The sequence below is a fragment of the Accumulibacter sp. genome, from assembly GCF_023806625.1.
Lineage (GTDB): Bacteria > Pseudomonadota > Gammaproteobacteria > Burkholderiales > Rhodocyclaceae > Accumulibacter.
Map to the genome: position 1 here is coordinate 1 of NZ_JAMTDX010000068.1, position 17,547 is coordinate 17,547.

The window sequence follows — 17,547 nt, forward strand, 5'->3', positions numbered from 1 at the left end:
TGCCGGCGCCGGGGTCGTCGGCGAGCAGGAAGCGCAGCGGCTGGCGCGGCAGCATCGCTTCGTACACCGCGGTGATCTGGTGCGGCAGCGGGTCGACGAGCGAGCTGTGCACCGCCAGCACCGGGTCGAACAGGTGCGCGAGGCGGATGCGCTGCGCTTCGGCGACCAGGCGGAACGTCGCGCCGTCGCCGTCGAAGCTCCACGGTCGGCCCTGCTCGACGACTGCGAGGCGCGCTTGATCGTGGCGGTAGAGGATCTCGTCGGCGACGCGGCCGGATGGGTCGCGGTATATGAGCGTCAGGGCATCCGCGCCGTGCCACTGCACGCTGACGACGGAGACCGCGGCGTCGACGACGATTCCGCGCAGCGTCGCGCCTGGTTGCAATTCCTCGAGCTTCACGGGTCGCTCGCTCCGGTCATCGATCGGCAGGGCATCGTCGCGGAGTCCATGGGCCGGTGAGGGCTTCGCTGGTCGGCGCCTGACCAGCGGGATGGCCGGCAGAGCGTGCTGGCCACGTCTGCCCCATCAAGGGCCCCTGCCTCCGTCCTGTCTCGGGAAGGCGCTCGCGACGCCGCTCAGCGCATTCCCGGCAGCATTCCCCGCATGCCGCGCATCAGCTGGGCGATCCCTCCGCGCGAGAACTGCTTCATCATCTTCTGCGTCTGTTCGAATTGCCGCAGCAGGCGGTTGACCTCCTGCACCTGAACGCCGGCACCGAGCGCGATCCGGCGCTTGCGTGCGGCCTTGATCAGTTCGGGATTGCTGCGCTCGGCCGGGGTCATCGAATTGATGATCCCCTCGATCCGGGCGACGGCCTTTTCCTCGGTGCCGGCCGGCAGGGCGCCGGCGGCCTGCGAGAACTGCGCCGGCAGTTTCTCGATCAGCGACGACAAGCCGCCCATCCGGCGCATCTGGCCGATCTGGTCCTTGAAGTCGTTGAGGTCGAAGCCCTTGCCCGACTTGAGCTTGCGGGCGAACTCGACCGCCTTCTGCTCGTCGATCCCCTTGCGCGCGTCCTCGATCAGCGACAGGACGTCGCCCATGCCGAGGATTCGCGAGGCCATCCGCTCGGGGTGGAAGGGCTCGATGCCGGTCAGCTTCTCGCCGATCCCGGCATACTTGATCGGCCGGCCGGTGACCTGCCTGACCGAGAGTGCGGCGCCGCCGCGCGCGTCGCCGTCGAGCTTGGTGAGGACGATTCCAGTCAGCGGCAGCGCGTCGCGGAAGGCCTTCGCGGTGTTCACGGCGTCCTGACCGAGCATCGCGTCGACGATGAACAGCGTTTCGATCGGGCGCAGCGCCGTGTGCAGTTCGGCGATTTCCTGCATCATCGCTTCGTCGATCGCCAGTCGCCCCGCGGTGTCGACGAAGAGCACGTCGTGGTAGTGGCGCTTCGCCCAGTCGACCGCGTTGCGCGCGATGTCTACGGGCTTTTCGCTGGCCGTCGAGGGGAAGAAGTCGACGCCGGCCTGGGCGGCAACCGTCTTCAGCTGTTCGATCGCTGCCGGGCGGTAGACGTCGCAGGAAACGACCAGCACCTTCTTCTTCTGCGTTTCGCGCAGCAGCTTGGCCAGCTTGCCGACGGTGGTCGTCTTGCCCGACCCCTGGAGGCCGGCCATCAGGACGATCGCCGGCGGCTGCGTGGCCAGGTTGAGTCCGCTGTGCGCCTCGCCCATCAGTCGGGTCAGCTCGCGGTGCACGACGCCGACCAGCGCCTGCCCCGGACTCAGCGAACCGATGACCTCCTCGCCGACCGCCTTCTCCCTGACCGCCGCGATCAGTTCCTTGACCGCCGGCAGGGCGACGTCGGCTTCGAGCAGCGCCAGCCGAACCTCGCGCAGCGCTTCGGCGATGTTCGACTCGGTCAGCCGCGCTTCGCCGCGCAGGGTCTTGACGATGCGGGCGAGGCGTTGGGTGAGGTTGTCGAGCATCGCGATTCCGGCTTGGTGTACACTTGGCTGATGCGCGATATTCTACTGCAGCTTCTGCCGCACATCGTTTCGTCGCTGCTTTATGCTGCTCTGGGCTTCCACTTCTGGCGCACCCGCTGGAAGGAGACCGGGCAGCCGCTGGTCACCCTGCCGATGCAGCCCTGGGAACGCGCGGGGATCCTCGGCGCGCTGATCATCCAGGGCTGGGGTCTCGCCGAAGGTCTGTTCGGCGCCGGCGGCATGCGCTTCTCCTTCAGTTACGCGCTGTCGCTGATGCTCTGGCTGGCGGTCCTGATCTACTGGATCGAGAGCTTCCGCTCGCGGATGGACGGGCTGCAGCCGATGGTCCTGCCGCTGGCCGCGCTGGCCGCCGCGGCGCCGGCCGCGTTTCCGCAGTTGCGCGTCGTCGCCAACGCCGACTCGTGGGGATTCCTGCTGCACTTCCTGACGGCGATGCTCGCCTACAGCCTGTTCACGTTGTCCGCGCTGCACGCGGTGTTCATGGGTTTTGCCGAGCGCAAGCTGCACCGGCGGGCGATCACCCGCGGCCTGAGCAGCCTGCCGCCGATCCTGACGATGGAAGCGCTGCTCTTCAGGATGATCTCGGTGGCCTTCGTCCTGCTCACCGTCGCGCTGCTCAGCGGGGTGTTCTTCTCCGAAGCGCTGTTCGGTCGGGCGCTGGCCGTCGACCACAAGACGCTGTTCGCCTTCGCTTCGTGGGGGATCTTCGCCGCGCTGCTGATCGGCCGCCGCGTCTATGGCTGGCGCGGGCGCGTCGCCCTGCGCTGGACGCTGGCGGGATTCATGGTCCTGTTTCTCGCCTACATCGGCAGCCGTTTCGTCGCCGAAGTCGTTCTTGGGCGGATCTGAGAGGTCTCGAGGGCGCGGCCGAAAAGGTCGTCGCGGGCCTTCGCCTCCGGCCGGCAGGAATCCGTTCGGTGCCGCCGGAGCCGGACGGCGGGTCTGCGCCCTGGCCGGTTCGCCGGCGATCGTTCGAGCGGCGACCGGGTTTCGTGACGAGGCGCGCTGCCGAGGATCATCGAGATGACATTCGCTGCCCTGTCCTGTCCGCAATGCGGCGGTCCGCTGCCCAGACAGGCGATCTGGCGGACGGTCGTCTGTCCGTTCTGCTCGGCGACGGTGACGCGTAGCAGGTCGCTGGTTCATGCGGCGAGCTTCCGTGAGGCGCACCTGCGCATGCGCGAGCGGGCTCTCGCCCGCTGCCCTTCTTCGTCGCGCATGCTGCACTGTCTCGGCGAGTGCTATCGGCTGATCGGCCTGGTCGGGGTCGGCGAGCACGCCGAAGTCCATCTCGCCGAGCGAGTGAGCTGCCTGCCCGAGCGGGTGATCGTCAAGCTCGCCCATCTTGACGCGCGTTCCGGAGAACTCGCCCGCGAAGCCGAAGTCCTCGGCCGCCTGCAGGCGAGCGAGGCCGGCGGTGCGGCGCATTTCTCGCGGCTCCTTCCCCAGGTGATCGCCGTTGCTACGGCCGAGGTGACTGGCGGCGCGCGGCGCGAAGTACTGCTGCTGCGCCATCTGCCGGGTTACTGGGGCAGCTGCGCGCAGGTCCTCAGCCAGTCGCCGCGCGGCGTCAACGCCCGGCACGTCGTCTGGATCTGGCGGCGGGTGCTCGACGTGCTCGGTTTCGTCCATGCCAGCGGCTGGTGCCACGGCGATCTGCTGCCCGAACACTGGCTCGTCCAGCCCCGTGACCACGGTGTGCTGCTGGTCGGCTGGGCGGCGGCCCGGAAACTCGGCAGCGGGGGCGACGTCGCTCGCGATCTGATGCAGTCGGCGTGGACGGTGCGCATGTTGCTCGGCGGGAGCGACGACCAGCCGCGGATCGCCGACAGCGTCCCGGCTCCGCTTCGCCGGCTGCTGCAGCGCTGTTGCGAAGACGCGGCCTGGTGCGCGAGCAGCGGAGCGCTGGGCGTCGACGAGGCGCTGGTCGCAGCGGCTGGCGCAGCCTTCGGCGCGCCCCGCTTCGTGTCCTTCAATCCCCTCGCGGCCGATCAGGCCTAGGAGAAGACCATGGGTTACGGGAGCTATTCGCAGAGCGCGGCCGACAAACTGGCCGCCGACCGCGCCACGCTGTCGCGCAACGAGGTTTTCCGGCAGCGCGGCTGCCATCCGCTGATGGACCCGAAGGGACTGCTCGTCCGCGAGTGCCGCGACAGCGCCGAACATCCCGAGTCGCTGGGCATCGTCTTTGCCCTCGACGTCACCGGGTCGATGGGCAGCATCCCGGATCTGCTCGCCCGTCAGGAGTTGCCCGAGTTCATGAAACTGCTCGGCGCGCTGGCCATTCGTGACCCGCAGGTGATGTTCATGGCCATCGGCGATGCGACGAATGACGACGCACCGCTGCAGGTCGGCCAGTTCGAGACGACCGCCGAGCTGATGGATCAGTGGCTGACCTGGAGCTACCTCGAAGGGGGCGGAGGCGGAACCGGCTCGGAGAGCTATGAACTCGCTTTCTACACGCTGGCCCAGCACACCGACCTCGACTGCTGGGTGAAGCGCCGGAAGCGTGGCTATCTGTTCATGACCGGCGACGAACTGCCGTATCCGGTGGTCTCGCGGCATCAGGTCGGCGCGCTGATCGGGGAGACGCTCGACGAGGACATTCCGCTCGAGGAAGTCGTTTCGGCCGCCGCCGAGACCTACCACCTGTTCTTCCTGATTCCCGACCTGAAGCGCCGCAAGGCCTGCGAGGCGAGGTGGCGGCAGGTGCTCGGCGATCACGTGATCTGCATGGAGTCGCCCGCCGACACCTGCGCGGTGGCGGCGGCGATCGTCGGGCTGACCGAACGGGTGCTGCCCGACGTCGACGCCGTCGCGCGAGCACTGGCGGCGCACGGCATCGACCGGCAGCGGGTCGCGGCGACGGTTCGCGCGCTCCAGCCGTACGCCGACCTCCTCGATCCGCAGGCGCCGCGCAGCGTGTTCGCCCATCTGCCGTCAATGCTGCCGGCGCGGCCCGCCTGGTGGAAGCGGCTGTTCGGCTGATCGCCGGCAGCGGTGCCCGCCTCCCGCCTGGTCTCGGTTCTCGGACTCGCCTTCGGCGACTGCGGCAAGGGGCTGTTCACCGATGCGCTGTGCCGGCGCTGGCCGGTGCACAGCGTCGTGCGCTTCAACGGCGGGGCGCAGGCCGGGCACAACGTCGTCCTGCCGGACGGGTGCCATCACACCTTCGCGCAGTTCGGCTCCGGTACGCTGGTTCGTGGAGTCGCCACCGTCCTCGCGCATCCGGTGGTCGTGCATCCGACGGCGCTGCTCGTCGAGAACGAGCGGCTCGGGGCGAAGGGAATCGACGACGCCCTCGCGCGTCTGACGATCGACGCCCGTTGTCCGGTGAACACGGCATTCCATCAGGCCGCGGGTCGTCTGCGCGAGATCGCCCGCGGCGCGCGTGCGCACGGAACCTGCGGCGTCGGCGTCGGCGAGACGGTGCGCCACCGCCTCGGCCATCCCGACGAGGCGCTGAGCTACGGCGAACTGACGAGCCCGGCAAGGGCGCTGCGCAAGCTCGAAGCGATTCGGCTGCGTCTCCGGGACGAGTTCTCCGGCTTTGGCCGCGAATGGGCTGAAACGCCCACCGCTCGCCGCGAGCGCGCGCTGCTCGCCGACCAGCGCGTCGCCGAAACCTGGCTCGCCGCCTGTACGCCATTGCTGCGCGAGGTTCCCCCGGCCTCGCCCGAGCAGATCGCCGCGCGTCTCGACCGCCCCGGCGCGGTGCTCTTCGAAGGCGCGCAGGGTGTCCTCCTCGACGAAGACCACGGCTTCCATCCGCACACCACCTGGAGTTCGATCGGCACGCCGGCGGTCGATGCCGTCGCACGCGACTACGGGCTCAGCGGCGAGATCGAGCACCTCGGCGTCCTGCGCGCGTACCTCACGCGCCACGGGCCGGGGCCGATGCCGACCGCCGATCCTGCTCTCGACGTCCTCCGCGAACCCCACAATTCGGCCCATGGCTGGCAGGGAGCCTTTCGCCGGGGCCATCCCGACGCCGTGCTGCTGGACTACGCGGTGTCGGTCGTCGGCAGGCTCGACGGCCTGCTGGTCAGTCACCTCGACGCTGTCGAGCGCGTCCGCTGCCTGCGCTGGTGCGCGGCCTACGAACTTCCGCGGCGTCCTGGCGACGGCCAGCTCTGCGTGCGCAATCCGGCCCGACGCGAACGCGTCGAGCGCCTTCGTCCCGGCTCGGCCGGGGCGCTCGACCGTCAGGCACGGCTGACCGCATTGCTCTCCCGCGCCACACCCGCTTACGAACCGGAGCGGATCACCGGCGCAGGCGAACTGATCGAGCGCCTCGAGGCGGTCGCCGGCTGCCGGGTGCGCTTCGTCTCCGCCGGACCGAGCCATCGCTCGGTCTCTGCGCGATGACCGTCCCTGGCGGATGCCCCCGGAGCGTCGATCGTCCGGGCACCGGGCTTCAGCGCTCGAAGTGCCGGTGCGACCGCCAGCGGCCGGCCAGCGGACCGAGCGGGCCGACGGCCAGCGACACGAGGTAGGCGGCGCCGAGCGTAAGGACGATCGCCGGGCCGGCCGGCAGGTCGAGGTAGAACGAGAGCAGAAGGCCGGCGAGCGACCCGCAGCAGGCGACGACCACCGCGACGAGCAACAGCGGGCCGACGTTGCCCACCCACAGGCGCGCGGCCGCCGCGGGCAGGATCATGATGCCGACGGCCATCAGCGTTCCGAGCGCATGAAAGCCGGCGACCAGGTTGAGCACCAGCAGGACCAGGTAACCGTAATGGGCCAGTGGCCCGAGACGGCTGACCCGGTTCAGGAAGGCGGGGTCGCTCGCCTCCAGGACGAACAGGCGGAAAGCCAGCGCGAGGGCGACGATCGACAGCGAGGCGAAGCCGGCGAGCAGCAGGAGTGCATCGTCGTCGAGGGCGAGCACGCTGCCGAAAAGGACGTGCAGCAGGTCGACGTTGCTGCCGCGCAGCGAGATCAGCAGCACGCCGGTGGACAGCGAGAGAAGATAGAAGGTCGCCAGGCTGGCGTCCTCGCCGATCACCGTGTTGCGCGCGACGCCCCCGGCGAGCACGGCGACGGCGAGTCCCGCGGCGAGCCCGCCGAGGGTCATCGCCGGCAGCGACAGCCCGGCGATCAGGTAGCCGATCGCGGCGCCGGGCAGGATCGCGTGCGACATCGCGTCGCCGGCGAGGCTCATCCGCCGCAGCATCAGCAGGACGCCGATCGGCGTCGCGCCCAGCGACAGCGCGAGGCATCCCGCGAAGGCCCGGCGCATGAACGAGAACTCGACGAACGGCGAGAGCAGCGGGATCGCGAGCAGCGTTTCGTTCATCGTCCTTCCGGGTCGAGGTGGCAGATCGCCGCGCTCGCTGCATCGCCGCTTGCTTCGGCGAGCTGCCGGGCGCGCCGCAGGTTGGCCTCGCCGAGCACGCTCGCCGTGTCGCCGCGGGCGATCAGTTCGCGGCAGATGAGCCAGGTTTCCGGGTAGTGCTGGCGAACATGGTCGAGGTCGTGGAGGACGGCGATCACCGTCCGGCCCTCGTCGTGCCAGTGCCGCACCAGCTTGGCGAGATCCTCGACGGTCGCCGCGTCGATCGCCCCGTAAGGCTCGTCGAGCAGCACCAGCGGCGCATCCTGGAGGATCACGCGCGCGAACAGCGCGCGCTGCAGTTGACCGCCCGAGAGCGCGCCGACCGGCCGCCGCTCGACTCCGCCGAGCCCGACCGTGTCGAGCACATCGGCGACCCTGCGCTGCAGCGCGCGGGTGAGCCCGGCGAAGGCGCCGATTTCGCGCCACAGGCCCATCGCCACGAAGTCATGCACGAGCACCGGGAAGCTCGTGTCGATCGTCGGCTGCTGCGTCAGATGGGCGATCTGTCGCGGGCTGACGCCGTTCAGTTCGATTCGCCCGGCGATCGGCCGCAACTCGCCGGCGATTGCCTTGAGCAGCGTCGACTTGCCGCCGCCGTTGGGGCCGACGACGGCCAGCAGACTGCCCGCGGCGACTTCTCCGCGCAGATGGTGAACGGCCGGGTGCCGGTCGTAGCCGAGAGTCAGGTTGTCGAAGCGCAGGATCGGCTGGTCGCCACCCTGAGGGGCCGCGCCCGGCGATCGGCCTTCGTTCAGTAGAGCGCCCACAGGACCGTCGTCCACAGCGAGATCAGTGCGGCGGCCGCCCAGACGAGGCGTGTCAGGGCGCTCGAACAGAGCACCGGGTTGCGCCCCGGCGGGCCGGACGGCGGGTCGAGGGTCGGCTGGGCGGGCATCGGATCGGGATTCATCCTTGGGCAAGGGGCTGCCCAGCGTCGGGCAGGCGGGCATCTTGCCCTTCTTGCGCGACCAATGCAACATTGTTGCACTATGGCGCCGAGATCGCCGGCTCCAGGGCTTCCCCGATCGCGCACACTGTGCTGCAATGGCCAGCGGGCGCAGGGCTCGCCGACCCGGAACACTCGAGCCGTGCCGATCCAGTCGAACGAAACGACCTATCAGTTGCAGATTCTGCTCGCCGAGCCGCTGCGCATCGTCGTCGGCCGTCTCGGCGAATGCGCCTTCCCGGCCGGCCGCTACGTCTACACCGGTTCGGCGCGGCGCAACCTCGCTGCGCGCATCGCGCGGCACCTGCGCCGCGAGAAGACGCTGCGCTGGCACGTCGATTACCTGCTCGGCGCGCCGGGAGTCACGGTCACCGGCGTCGCGCTGTCGGCAGCCGGAGAATGCGCGCTCAATCAGGCGACACGCGGGCGGATCGTCGTGCCCGGCTTCGGCGCTTCCGATTGTCGAAGCGGCTGCCGGAGTCATCTCAAGTATCTTGGGCCGTGAGGACGGGAACGGCTGCGGCGATTCCCTTGCCGAGGGCGGTCGCCGGCGCTGCTCTCTGGTCGCGTTGCCTCGGCGACGAGTTTCCCGGTGGCGACGCGTCACAGTCATCGTCTTTTCGCTGCCGTGAGCGTCGGACAACGAGCACGCGTGGTCAGCGGTCCGAAGCTTGCCCGCAAGTGGTCTGCGCCGGCGCAGACCGCCAGGAAGACGATCTCCAGGACGCCGGACGAGGCCGCCACGGCAGCAATCGATCGACGAGGCCATCCGTATTCTCCACCCGCTCCAGATGGGCCAGTCTGCGCGACGCGAGCTGCCAGATGGGCGCTCCGGCCGTTGCTGTCGACGCGTCGCGCCCGCCGGCGTCAGCGTCGCCGGGGGAACCTCTGTAGCCGCCGCTGGTGGCTCACGTGTGTTCGCCGGGTCGATGGCAGCGACGTAGCGACGCCCGCGCATGGCAATCGGCATCCGTCTGCTGGTACCATTCGCCGATGAGCACCACGCACGACAGTGGTTACCGCCTGCTGTTCTCGACACCGGAATTGGTGCGCGACCTGATTCTCGGATTCGTCCCGGACGAATGGCTGCACAGTCTCGACTACGGCACGCTCGAGACGGTTCCCGGCAGCTACGTCAGCGACGACCTTCGGCAGCGGGCCGACGACATCGTCTGGCGGGTGAAGGTCGGTGGGGAGTGGGTTTACCTGTACCTGCTGATCGAGTTCCAGAGCGGCGTCGACAAGTACATGGCGCTGCGCATGATGGTCTATGTCGGGCTGCTCTATCAGGATTTGATCCGGCGGGGAGAAGCGCTGGCCGATGGGCGCCTGCCGCCGATCCTGCCGATCGTCCTCTACAACGGCAGCCGGCGGTGGTCGGCGGCGAACGACGTTTTCGAGCTGATTCCGGCGGTTCCGGGGTTGGTCGAGCAGTTCAAGCCGCGGATGAAATACCTGGTGATCGACGAGAGCGCGTACAGCGAGCAGGAACTCGCGTCGCTGCGCAACCTCGTTGCGGCGGTTTTCCGGATCGAACACCCGGCGTCGCCGCAGGCGATTGGCGGTCTCCTGAGCCTGCTGGCCGAGTGGCTCGTGGACCGGCCGGACCTGCGGCGGATGTTTGCCGTGTGGCTGCGGGCGACGTTGCTGCGCAAGGCGGAATACCGTATCGTGCTGCCTTGGATTGATGACCTAGAGGAGCTGAAAGTCATGCTCGCCGAACGACTCGAAGAATGGGCGCACGCCTACAAGGCCGAGGGCAAGGCCGAGGGCAAGGCTGAGGGCAAGGCCGAGGGCAAGGCCGAGGGCAAGGCCGAGGGTGAGGCGCTGGCGCTGCAGAAGCTGCTCCAGAAGCGCTTTGGTCCGGTTCCACCGGTGGTCCTGCGGAAGATCGCCGGCGCCTCCGTCGCCGAGATCGAGGGCTGGCTCGACCAGGTTCTCGATGCCGGGAGTCTGGACGACCTCTTCGGGCCGAAGACGCCCTGAAGGCGCACGAGCCTCGCTATCGCGCGGGTTTCGATGAGCGTCCGACACCGCTCAGGACGTCCGGCAGCGCGAGGCGGTCCGGAGCCGCGTGGTCCAATCGCGGGCGCCGCCGTCTTGCAGGCACGCGATTGCAGCGGCCACCGGCGGGTCCGGATCGTGGCAGGAGTACTGTCTGCCAATCCGCAGGGGCACGACAATCCGCAGATGCACTGCTGCCAACGCGCTGCTTCCCCAGGGTGGCTGTGAACCACTTCTCGCGAGACCGGGCTACGATCCGAGGCGCGAGCAGGCGACAAGACCTGTCAAGTCGACCGAGCGTTGGGCTGGTTTGGCCGTACCCCGCTGGTCGGGCGGGATCACCGGGCTCGAAGACACGGTGTCCGCTGTGGTCGTCGCCGAAGGGGTACGGCGATCGACGAAACGAAGTGGGCGAAGAGCCTCTCAGGTCGACGCAGCGCCGAGAAGCGGCCGATGCTGCTGTCGCGTTGCAGCGGTCGGGAGTTGCGCGTCGCCGAATCCTGTCGGCGTGAAGGCGAGCGCTACCGGCTTCCATTGCTGGCCAGGCCGCCTGCGACAAGTGGCTTCTCGCCAGGCTGACCCGGTTGAGCGCAGAGGGCGACGCCGGTCGCCGTCCTCGACATCGGCAGCTTGCGCGGCGAGGAAGCCCGGACTGCGCCTGCAAGACTGATCCTCGGCGTCGGCGGAGGACTGCGCCTCGTTCGGGGCGGATGTCACTTCTTGCCCGAAGACCCGAAGCGTGTCCGGCTCTGCGACTGCCGGGTCGATCTGCGGCTTTCGGTGGACCATCCGGTGGTACCCACTCGCCACGTCCTGCGCCAGAACGCCTTGAGCGGACAACTCCTCGTCTTCTGCAACCGCCAGGCGACCTTGGTCAAGGCGCTGCCCGGATCGAACTGGCTGCTGTCTGGGCGCGACGCTTCCGGAGCGAGCGCCAGTGTCGCAAGCTGCGGTTCGCTCGGCAGGCCGATTCCTCAATCAATGGTTGCGGCCGCGTTTGCGGTCGCCCGAGAGAGCGTTCGCGCTGATTCCTCGCACAAGTGCAGGGATTCCAGCGTGGCCGGCAGGCTCCAAGCCGCTGACGTGATGTTCCGTCCATTTTCCCCCACTGCTCGTGCCTGACGGCTACCAGAGCCGCCGCTCGGCATGTTCTGTCGCGAGCAAGCAAAACGAGGTGGAAAACCACGAGCCCGGTGCCTATTCTGTAAAGAGTGTTCATTCCATGACATGAACACCAAAGCGAGCAGGGGGTGGCTCGTCGGTCATGGATCGAGCAAGCGAGATGGCTCGGAACTTTGCGTGGGGGAAATGGCGATGTCGAGGAATTCTCAGCTTTCCTGTCGCGCTGCGGCGCCGACGGGAGGATCACTGCTTGCCCGTCTTCCAGCCGCCTGCCAGAGGGCCTTCGAGGCGCTTGGCAGGGCGCGGAGCGCGCGGGACGCTGTTGCGCCGTTTGCCGGCAAGATCCTCTTCGAGACGCTGGAGCCGAGGCTGCTGCTGTCAGCCGATTTCAACCCCGGTGCCTCGTCGCAGATCCCGCAGTCGCAGGTCGATGGGGCTGATGCGGCAAGCAGCACGCTGCTGTCGCTGAGCGATGACCCAACAACCAGCGGGCTCGCTGTTGCGCACGTTTCGGCGTCACCGGAGTCGGGCGCGGGCTGGTGGCGGCTCGATTTGCAGCAGGGTGACATCGTCTCGCTCAGCGTCGAGACGCCGGACAGCGACATGGACCCGTATCTCTCGTTGAGAGACGCCAGTGGCCGTGAGATCGCCGCCGACGACAACGGCGGTCCGGGCGACGATGCTGCGATCAGTAATCAGGAAATCCTGGTGACGGGTACCTATTACATCGAGGTTCGCCCAGCGGCACAGGGCGCACGATCTGGCCCGTATGAGCTGCTGATCGAGCGCACGCGCGTCAGTCAGCCAGAATCTGTCGGGCCGGCGCGTAGTGCGGCGGGGGCGGTCGTGGATGTCGCTGCTTTCAACGCGCAGCCGACCTCCGTTCTGGTAGCCAGTTGGGTTGGCGGCTCAGGCAACTGGTCTGACCCGACCAACTGGGACATCGGTGTGGTTCCCAACGATACGGCAACGGACACCTACGAGGTCATCCTGGACGTCGCCGACAGCGCGACCATCACGATTGATCAGGACGTGTCGATCAGGTCCTTGACCAACTCCGAGACCGTGGTCGTGAATGGCGCGAGCCTTACTGTTGCCCAGCAAACCGACAACAATGGTTCCATTCAACTCGCGGGAGCTGGCGCCCAACTCAATCTGTCTGGAACGGTCCGCGATACCGGCGAAATCTTGGCAAGCGCGGGAGTGTTGAACCTCAGCAACGGCAGTGTAACTGTCCAGGGTTCGAGCGCACGCGTGACCGCCGGGGGTGCAGCAACGCTCAACTCGGTGGATCTTTATGCCGCGAACGGAGGAGTCCTGTCGCTGGCGGGAGCGACCACCTTCACGAGCCGCGCCGGGGGGAACACCATTCAGGCGAGCGGGGTGGCGAGCAGGGTCGATCTTTCGGGTCTGACCGGGGCCGTTGGTGGGTCCAGCGGCGCGACGCAGATCTCTGCGCTCAGTGGCGGGCACGTGGCCATATCCGGGGACGTTGAGGGCTACACCGCGTGGACGCTTGACGGGACTGGCGGCACGATGGACGTGTCAGGTGTGACCGAGCTTGCGGACGCGACGGTCAATGTCAGTGGTGGTGCGGTCTTGGCGTTTTCTGCAGCGACCACGCTTGCACGTGACAGCTTTACGGCATCAACGGGCGGTCAGATTCTCTTCCCGGTGGCGACGAGCTACCGGGGGTTCGATTATGGTGACACGACGATCGAGGCGAACGGGGTGGGGAGCCGGATCGACCTGTCACATCTGGACAGCTTCTACGGGGGTGGAGAGCATCAGAGCGGTGGCTATCCGTATCCCTGGTACTACTACACGACGAGCGTGAAGGCGTTGGCGGGTGGCGAGATAGCCCTGGCCGGGGCGATCAGTCACCGGAACAACATGACGCTCGATGGCGCCGGCAGCGTGCTCGACGTGACGGCGATCACGTCCCTCAATGGTACCGCCCTGACCGCCGCCAACGGCGCAGTCTGGACCCTTCCTGCCGGTTGGCACCCCACCTGGGGTAGCGGGAACACGTTCTCCACCACCGGTACCGGCAGCCAGTTCGTCAACCGCACTACGCTGAGCCTGCCCGGCAACTCGCTTGCCATCAACACCAGCGACTTCATCAACGCCGGCGTACTCAACCCGGAGGCCGGCGGTATCTTCGACTTCAACGGATCGTTCCGGGTCGACGATCTCGGCATACTGACTGGTGTCGCGGTCGGCACGTTCAACATCAGTGGCGATCTCCTTGGCGCCACCCGCAACGCCGACCAATACGCCCCACAGGCGCTGGTCTGCTTCGACGGAGCCGGTGCCGCGGCCAGCCCTCAACAAATCGAGGTCATGGGACGCGAGCTGAGCGACGATCCGGCCGGCTTCTCGCGCAACTTCGTCTACGGCACGCTCAAGCTGTCGAACAACACCTACCTGAAGCTCGTCGACCTGTCGGACAACGCAGCCGGCACTGACCCCGAAGCGCTCTACACCAACTCGCTGATCGTTGCGGACGGTGCGACGCTGGACCTGGATGGCCTGCACCTCTACACACGCGCAGCGCAGATCAGCGGCAGGAGCACCATCATCGGCGGATCGATCATCCAGATCGCGGACAGCGGGCCGATCAACATGGCAAGTCCCACACCTGGTGCGATCTCGGTGGCCGGGCAACTGGACGAATGGTCTTTCTTCGCCCGTGGAGGGCAGTCCATCACGGTAGCCGTGGATACCGGCGGAAGCGGTGTCCTGTCGCCGGCGCTGAGTTGGGCCCATGTAGAGCTCGTCGACGGAGCGGGCACAATCATCGCCAGCGAGGACAGCACTGCACCCGGGCAGGTCGTAGGGCTCGAGAAGGTGGCGATCCCGGCCGATGGGACCTATCGCGTTCGCGTCAAGGCGCCCGTCGATCATCTCGCACAGGAAGGCAACTACCTCGCCACCGTCTGGGACGTGACCGCGGATGTCTCACCGCTGCTCCTCAATCGCCAGGCCACGGGCCTGATCGAGAACCCGTACAGCGTGGACCAATGGCAGTTTTCGGCAACGGGCGGCACCCAGGTCCGCTTCGATCTGGTCAACCGCTCCAGCACCGGGATTCTCTTCGATCTGTCCGGACCCGCCGGCTGGACCGGGTTCTCCGACCTCGATCGCGATTCCGACCTGATCACCCTCCCCAGCGCCGGCACGTATACGCTGACGGCCCAGGGCACTGGCGGCCATACGGGTGGTTCCTATGCCTTCCAGATGCAGCAGACGCGGGTCACCGACCTGGCGCTCGGCAGCTTCCAGACCGGACAGTTCGCCGGCAGCGGCCAGGCCGAACTGTTCCGCATCGATGTGCCCACGAGCAACCCGCTGAAGGTCGTCCTCGACGACGACGCGTCGAACAACGTCAGCGAGCTGTATCTGAAGTTCGGCGCGCCGCCCACGCGTGCCGACTACGACTATCGCTTCACCAGCTCCGCCGCCCCGGATCACGAGATCGTCGTGCCGATGGCCTACGCGGGCCCGTGGTACGCACTGGTCTATGGCGACACGATCCGAACCAACAGCTCCTTCGACATCTCGGCCACGAGCAGCGGTGTCTATCTCAGCGCCGTCACGCCGGATCGCTACGCCGCCGACGCCACGGCGACGCTGACTCTGACCGGCGCCGGGTTCGAGGCAGCGACGACGTTCTCCCTGATAGCACCCGACGCGAGCATCATTGCTCCGGCATCGGTCGTCGTCAATTCGCCTACCCGCGCGACGGCGAACTTCTCGCTTGCCGGCCTGACTCCAGGAATGTACTCGGTGCTGGCCAGCGAGCCGGGTAGTGTGCCGGACTTGCTGGCAAATGGCTTCACGGTTACCGGCGCGGCCGCCGGCCAACTCGACATCCAGCTCGTGGTGCCGTCGGTGCTCGGCAGGCACGCCACCGCGACGCTGTACGTGGACTACGCCAACACCGGTAACGAGGCGATTCCGGCGCCGCTGCTGATCCTATATTCCGACGACCCGGACGGCAGCGATCGGCCGCTGATGACGCTGGACCAGGCCCGCGTCAGTACAGGTTTCTGGACCAGTGCCGTTCCCGCCGGCTTTTCCAGCTCGGTGCAGTTTCTGACGACCGGCTCGACGCCGGGCGTTCTTCAGCCGGGCGAGTCCGGCCGGATGCCGGTGTACTTTGCCGGGCTGCAGCAACCATGGGACTTCGGGGACAGCCAGGTGGAGTTCCGTGTCGGCGTGGCCTGGGACGACGGCAACACTGTGGACTGGAACTCTATCGGCAACTCGATTAGGCCCGACTATGTCCGGCCGGATGCCTGGCAGGCGATCTGGAGTAACTTTGTCTCGGACGTCGGGGGTACCTGGACCGGCTACCTTGCGGCGCTGAACGAGAACGCATCTTTCCTCGGCAATCTGGGTGCCCCCACCTCGGAGGTCTCGCGCCTGTTTGGTTTCGAGCTTCGCCAGGCCGAAGGGCTCAATCCCATCCGGTATCTCGCGTCGAGCACCCAGGCGGCAATGCCGGCGCCAGGGCCGGACCTCGTCTTCTCGCAGGCGTACGCGCAGCCGATTTCGCGCCGTTTTGAATTGGGTCCGCTGGGGCGCGGCTGGGCAAACAACTGGCAGCTTTCATTGGCGACCGAGACCGACGGTACGGTCAGGATCACTGACATGACCGGTACGCCGCGCATCTTCGAGCCGGACGGGCGCGCGTTCAGCGCACCGGCTGTTGCCGCCAGGCATCTCCTGCTGCCCCCCGGGCCGGTTCCCGGACCTACTCCCACCTCGACCCATTACACGGGCGCTGCCGGCGACCACGGGATCCTCACGTCCTATGTCGGCGGCTCCTACATGCTCACCGAGACCGACGGCACTCAATACTACTTCCGTTCCGACGGCAAACTCGACTTCGTGCGCGACAGCAACGCCAACCGCATCAACTGCACCTACACCGGCGCGAATCTGACCGGCCTGACCCATTCCTCCGGGCAATCCCTCACCCTGGCCTACAACGGCGCCGGACGGATCACCAGTGTCACCGACAGCGACGGCCGCCAGTCGCTCTACACCTACGACGCCTCGAACCAGCACCTGCGCTCCGTCCAGGACTACGACGGTCGCGTCACCAGCTACTCCTACCTCACCGGCCAGGGCGCGGCGAAGGAGCACGCCCTCAGCGCAATCGCCTTCCCGGACGGCAGCCACCGCACCTACACCTACGACAGCCATGGCCGCCTGGCCAGCACCTCCCGCGACGGCGGCGCCGAGGCCATCACCTTCAGCTACAACACCGCCGGCACGGTGACCGCGACCGATGCCCTGGGCAACCTGTCGCAGTTCTTCTTCGACGACGGGGGAACGATTCTAAAAAACACCAACCCGCTTGGCAACTCGGTGCTCGTCTCGCTGGACGCCAACCGCAACCTGAGCAGAGTCACCGACCCGGCCGGCCGCACCAGCCTGTTCCAGTACGATTCTGGCGACAACCTGACGCGCTTCACTGACGCCATGGGACATGCCACGAGCTTCACCTACACGGCGGACTTCAACCGCCTCGACAAGCTGACCGACGCCAACGGCAACCTCACCGACTACAACTACGACAGCCACGGCAACCTCAGCAACATCACCTACGCCGATGGCAGCCAGGAACGCTGGGCCTACGACAGCCTTGGCCAGTCCACCACCTGGACCAACCGCCGCGGGACGCCGGTCGGCTTCACCTACAACGGTGACGGTGAGATCACGCGCAAGACCTACGCCGACGGTACGCACGTCGACTACCTCTACGACGCACGCGGCAATCTGACCAGCGCCACCGACGCCACCGGTACGACCACGCTCAGCTACGACGCCCACGACTACCTCACGCGCATCGACTATCCCGGCCCCGGCGGGCGCTGGCTGGCCTATAACTACGACAACGCCGGCCGGCGCGCCACCAGCACCGATCAGCTCGGCCATCAACTGTCCTATCAATTCGACACGGTCGGCCGCCTGTCGCGGATCACCGACCAGAGCAGCGCGCAGGTGGTCCTGTATCAGTACGACGCCGCCGGCCGGATCGCGCTCAAGACGCTCGGCAACGGCGTTTATACCACCTATGCCTACGACGCCGCCGGGCAGTTGCTGCATCTGGTCAACAGAGGGGGCTTCGGGATTTCGGACAGCAGGATAAGTGGTAGCCTTGCCCCATCGA

Annotated in this window: 11 protein-coding genes and 1 pseudogene; 7 read left to right on the top strand and 5 right to left on the bottom strand. The window is 67.5% G+C overall.

Going from position 1 to position 17,547, the window contains the following annotated elements; translation table 11 throughout:
• Positions 1–400, bottom strand: a pseudogene (locus NFW05_RS11895) (RNA helicase); the annotation flags it as partial.
• A 176-nt stretch (positions 401–576) separates the two neighbouring features.
• Complete coding sequence (gene ffh, locus NFW05_RS11900) at positions 577–1,932, bottom strand: signal recognition particle protein (protein ID WP_295306912.1); 1,356 nt, start codon at positions 1,930–1,932, stop codon at positions 577–579.
• Between the two features lie 30 nt (positions 1,933–1,962).
• Between ffh and ccsA the strand changes: the two genes are divergently transcribed.
• The 4 genes from ccsA (at position 1,963) to NFW05_RS11920 (ending at position 6,321) form a co-directional block, all read left to right on the top strand.
• Positions 1,963–2,802, top strand: a complete 840-nt coding sequence (ccsA, locus tag NFW05_RS11905; RefSeq protein ID WP_295306915.1) for a cytochrome c biogenesis protein CcsA — start codon at positions 1,963–1,965, stop codon at positions 2,800–2,802.
• 174 nt (positions 2,803–2,976) lie between these two features.
• On the top strand, positions 2,977–3,954 hold the full coding sequence (locus NFW05_RS11910) for a serine/threonine-protein kinase (protein ID WP_295306918.1): 978 nt from the start codon (positions 2,977–2,979) through the stop codon (positions 3,952–3,954).
• A gap of 9 nt (positions 3,955–3,963) precedes the next feature.
• A complete protein-coding gene (locus NFW05_RS11915; RefSeq protein ID WP_295306921.1) occupies positions 3,964–4,941 on the top strand; it encodes a VWA domain-containing protein in 978 nt (325 codons plus the stop codon).
• A 12-nt stretch (positions 4,942–4,953) separates the two neighbouring features.
• Positions 4,954–6,321 carry an adenylosuccinate synthetase gene (locus NFW05_RS11920; protein WP_295306924.1) on the top strand — a complete coding sequence of 456 codons (1,368 nt, stop codon included), beginning with the start codon at positions 4,954–4,956 and terminating at the stop codon, positions 6,319–6,321.
• A 49-nt stretch (positions 6,322–6,370) separates the two neighbouring features.
• Here NFW05_RS11920 and NFW05_RS11925 read toward each other — a convergent pair whose 3' ends face one another.
• From NFW05_RS11925 to NFW05_RS11935, 3 genes are read right to left on the bottom strand one after another with little or no spacing between them, the layout of a single operon-like run.
• Positions 6,371–7,252: a metal ABC transporter permease gene (locus tag NFW05_RS11925; RefSeq protein WP_295306927.1), complete on the bottom strand. Its 882-nt coding sequence runs from the start codon at positions 7,250–7,252 to the stop codon at positions 6,371–6,373.
• A complete protein-coding gene (locus tag NFW05_RS11930; RefSeq protein ID WP_295306930.1) occupies positions 7,249–8,058 on the bottom strand; it encodes an ABC transporter ATP-binding protein in 810 nt (269 codons plus the stop codon). Before NFW05_RS11930 ends, NFW05_RS11925 begins: the two co-directional genes overlap by 4 nt.
• Positions 8,043–8,186, bottom strand: coding sequence for a hypothetical protein (locus tag NFW05_RS11935; RefSeq protein ID WP_295306933.1), 144 nt, complete (start codon positions 8,184–8,186; stop codon positions 8,043–8,045). The genes NFW05_RS11930 and NFW05_RS11935 overlap by 16 nt, the downstream gene beginning before the upstream one ends.
• A 193-nt stretch (positions 8,187–8,379) precedes the next feature.
• Between NFW05_RS11935 and NFW05_RS11940 the strand changes: the two genes are divergently transcribed.
• From NFW05_RS11940 to NFW05_RS11950, 3 genes are all read left to right on the top strand, one after another.
• Positions 8,380–8,742, top strand: coding sequence for a GIY-YIG nuclease family protein (locus NFW05_RS11940; RefSeq protein WP_295306936.1), 363 nt, complete (start codon positions 8,380–8,382; stop codon positions 8,740–8,742).
• Between the two features lie 488 nt (positions 8,743–9,230).
• A complete protein-coding gene (locus NFW05_RS11945; RefSeq protein WP_295306939.1) occupies positions 9,231–10,223 on the top strand; it encodes an Rpn family recombination-promoting nuclease/putative transposase in 993 nt (330 codons plus the stop codon).
• 1,245 nt (positions 10,224–11,468) lie between these two features.
• Positions 11,469–17,547 (top strand): LEPR-XLL domain-containing protein (locus tag NFW05_RS11950; protein WP_295306941.1); only part of this gene is annotated, 6,079 nt, incomplete at its 3' end.

Coding starts and splice junctions, on each gene's coding strand:
- NFW05_RS11915 (WP_295306921.1), top strand. CDS start 3,964: ATGGGTTACGGGAGCTATTCGCAGAGCGCGGCCGACAAACTGGCCGCC.
- NFW05_RS11945 (WP_295306939.1), top strand. CDS start 9,231: ATGAGCACCACGCACGACAGTGGTTACCGCCTGCTGTTCTCGACACCG.
- ffh (WP_295306912.1), bottom strand. CDS start 1,932: ATGCTCGACAACCTCACCCAACGCCTCGCCCGCATCGTCAAGACCCTG.
- NFW05_RS11910 (WP_295306918.1), top strand. CDS start 2,977: ATGACATTCGCTGCCCTGTCCTGTCCGCAATGCGGCGGTCCGCTGCCC.
- NFW05_RS11935 (WP_295306933.1), bottom strand. CDS start 8,186: ATGCCCGCCCAGCCGACCCTCGACCCGCCGTCCGGCCCGCCGGGGCGC.
- NFW05_RS11925 (WP_295306927.1), bottom strand. CDS start 7,252: ATGAACGAAACGCTGCTCGCGATCCCGCTGCTCTCGCCGTTCGTCGAG.
- ccsA (WP_295306915.1), top strand. CDS start 1,963: ATGCGCGATATTCTACTGCAGCTTCTGCCGCACATCGTTTCGTCGCTG.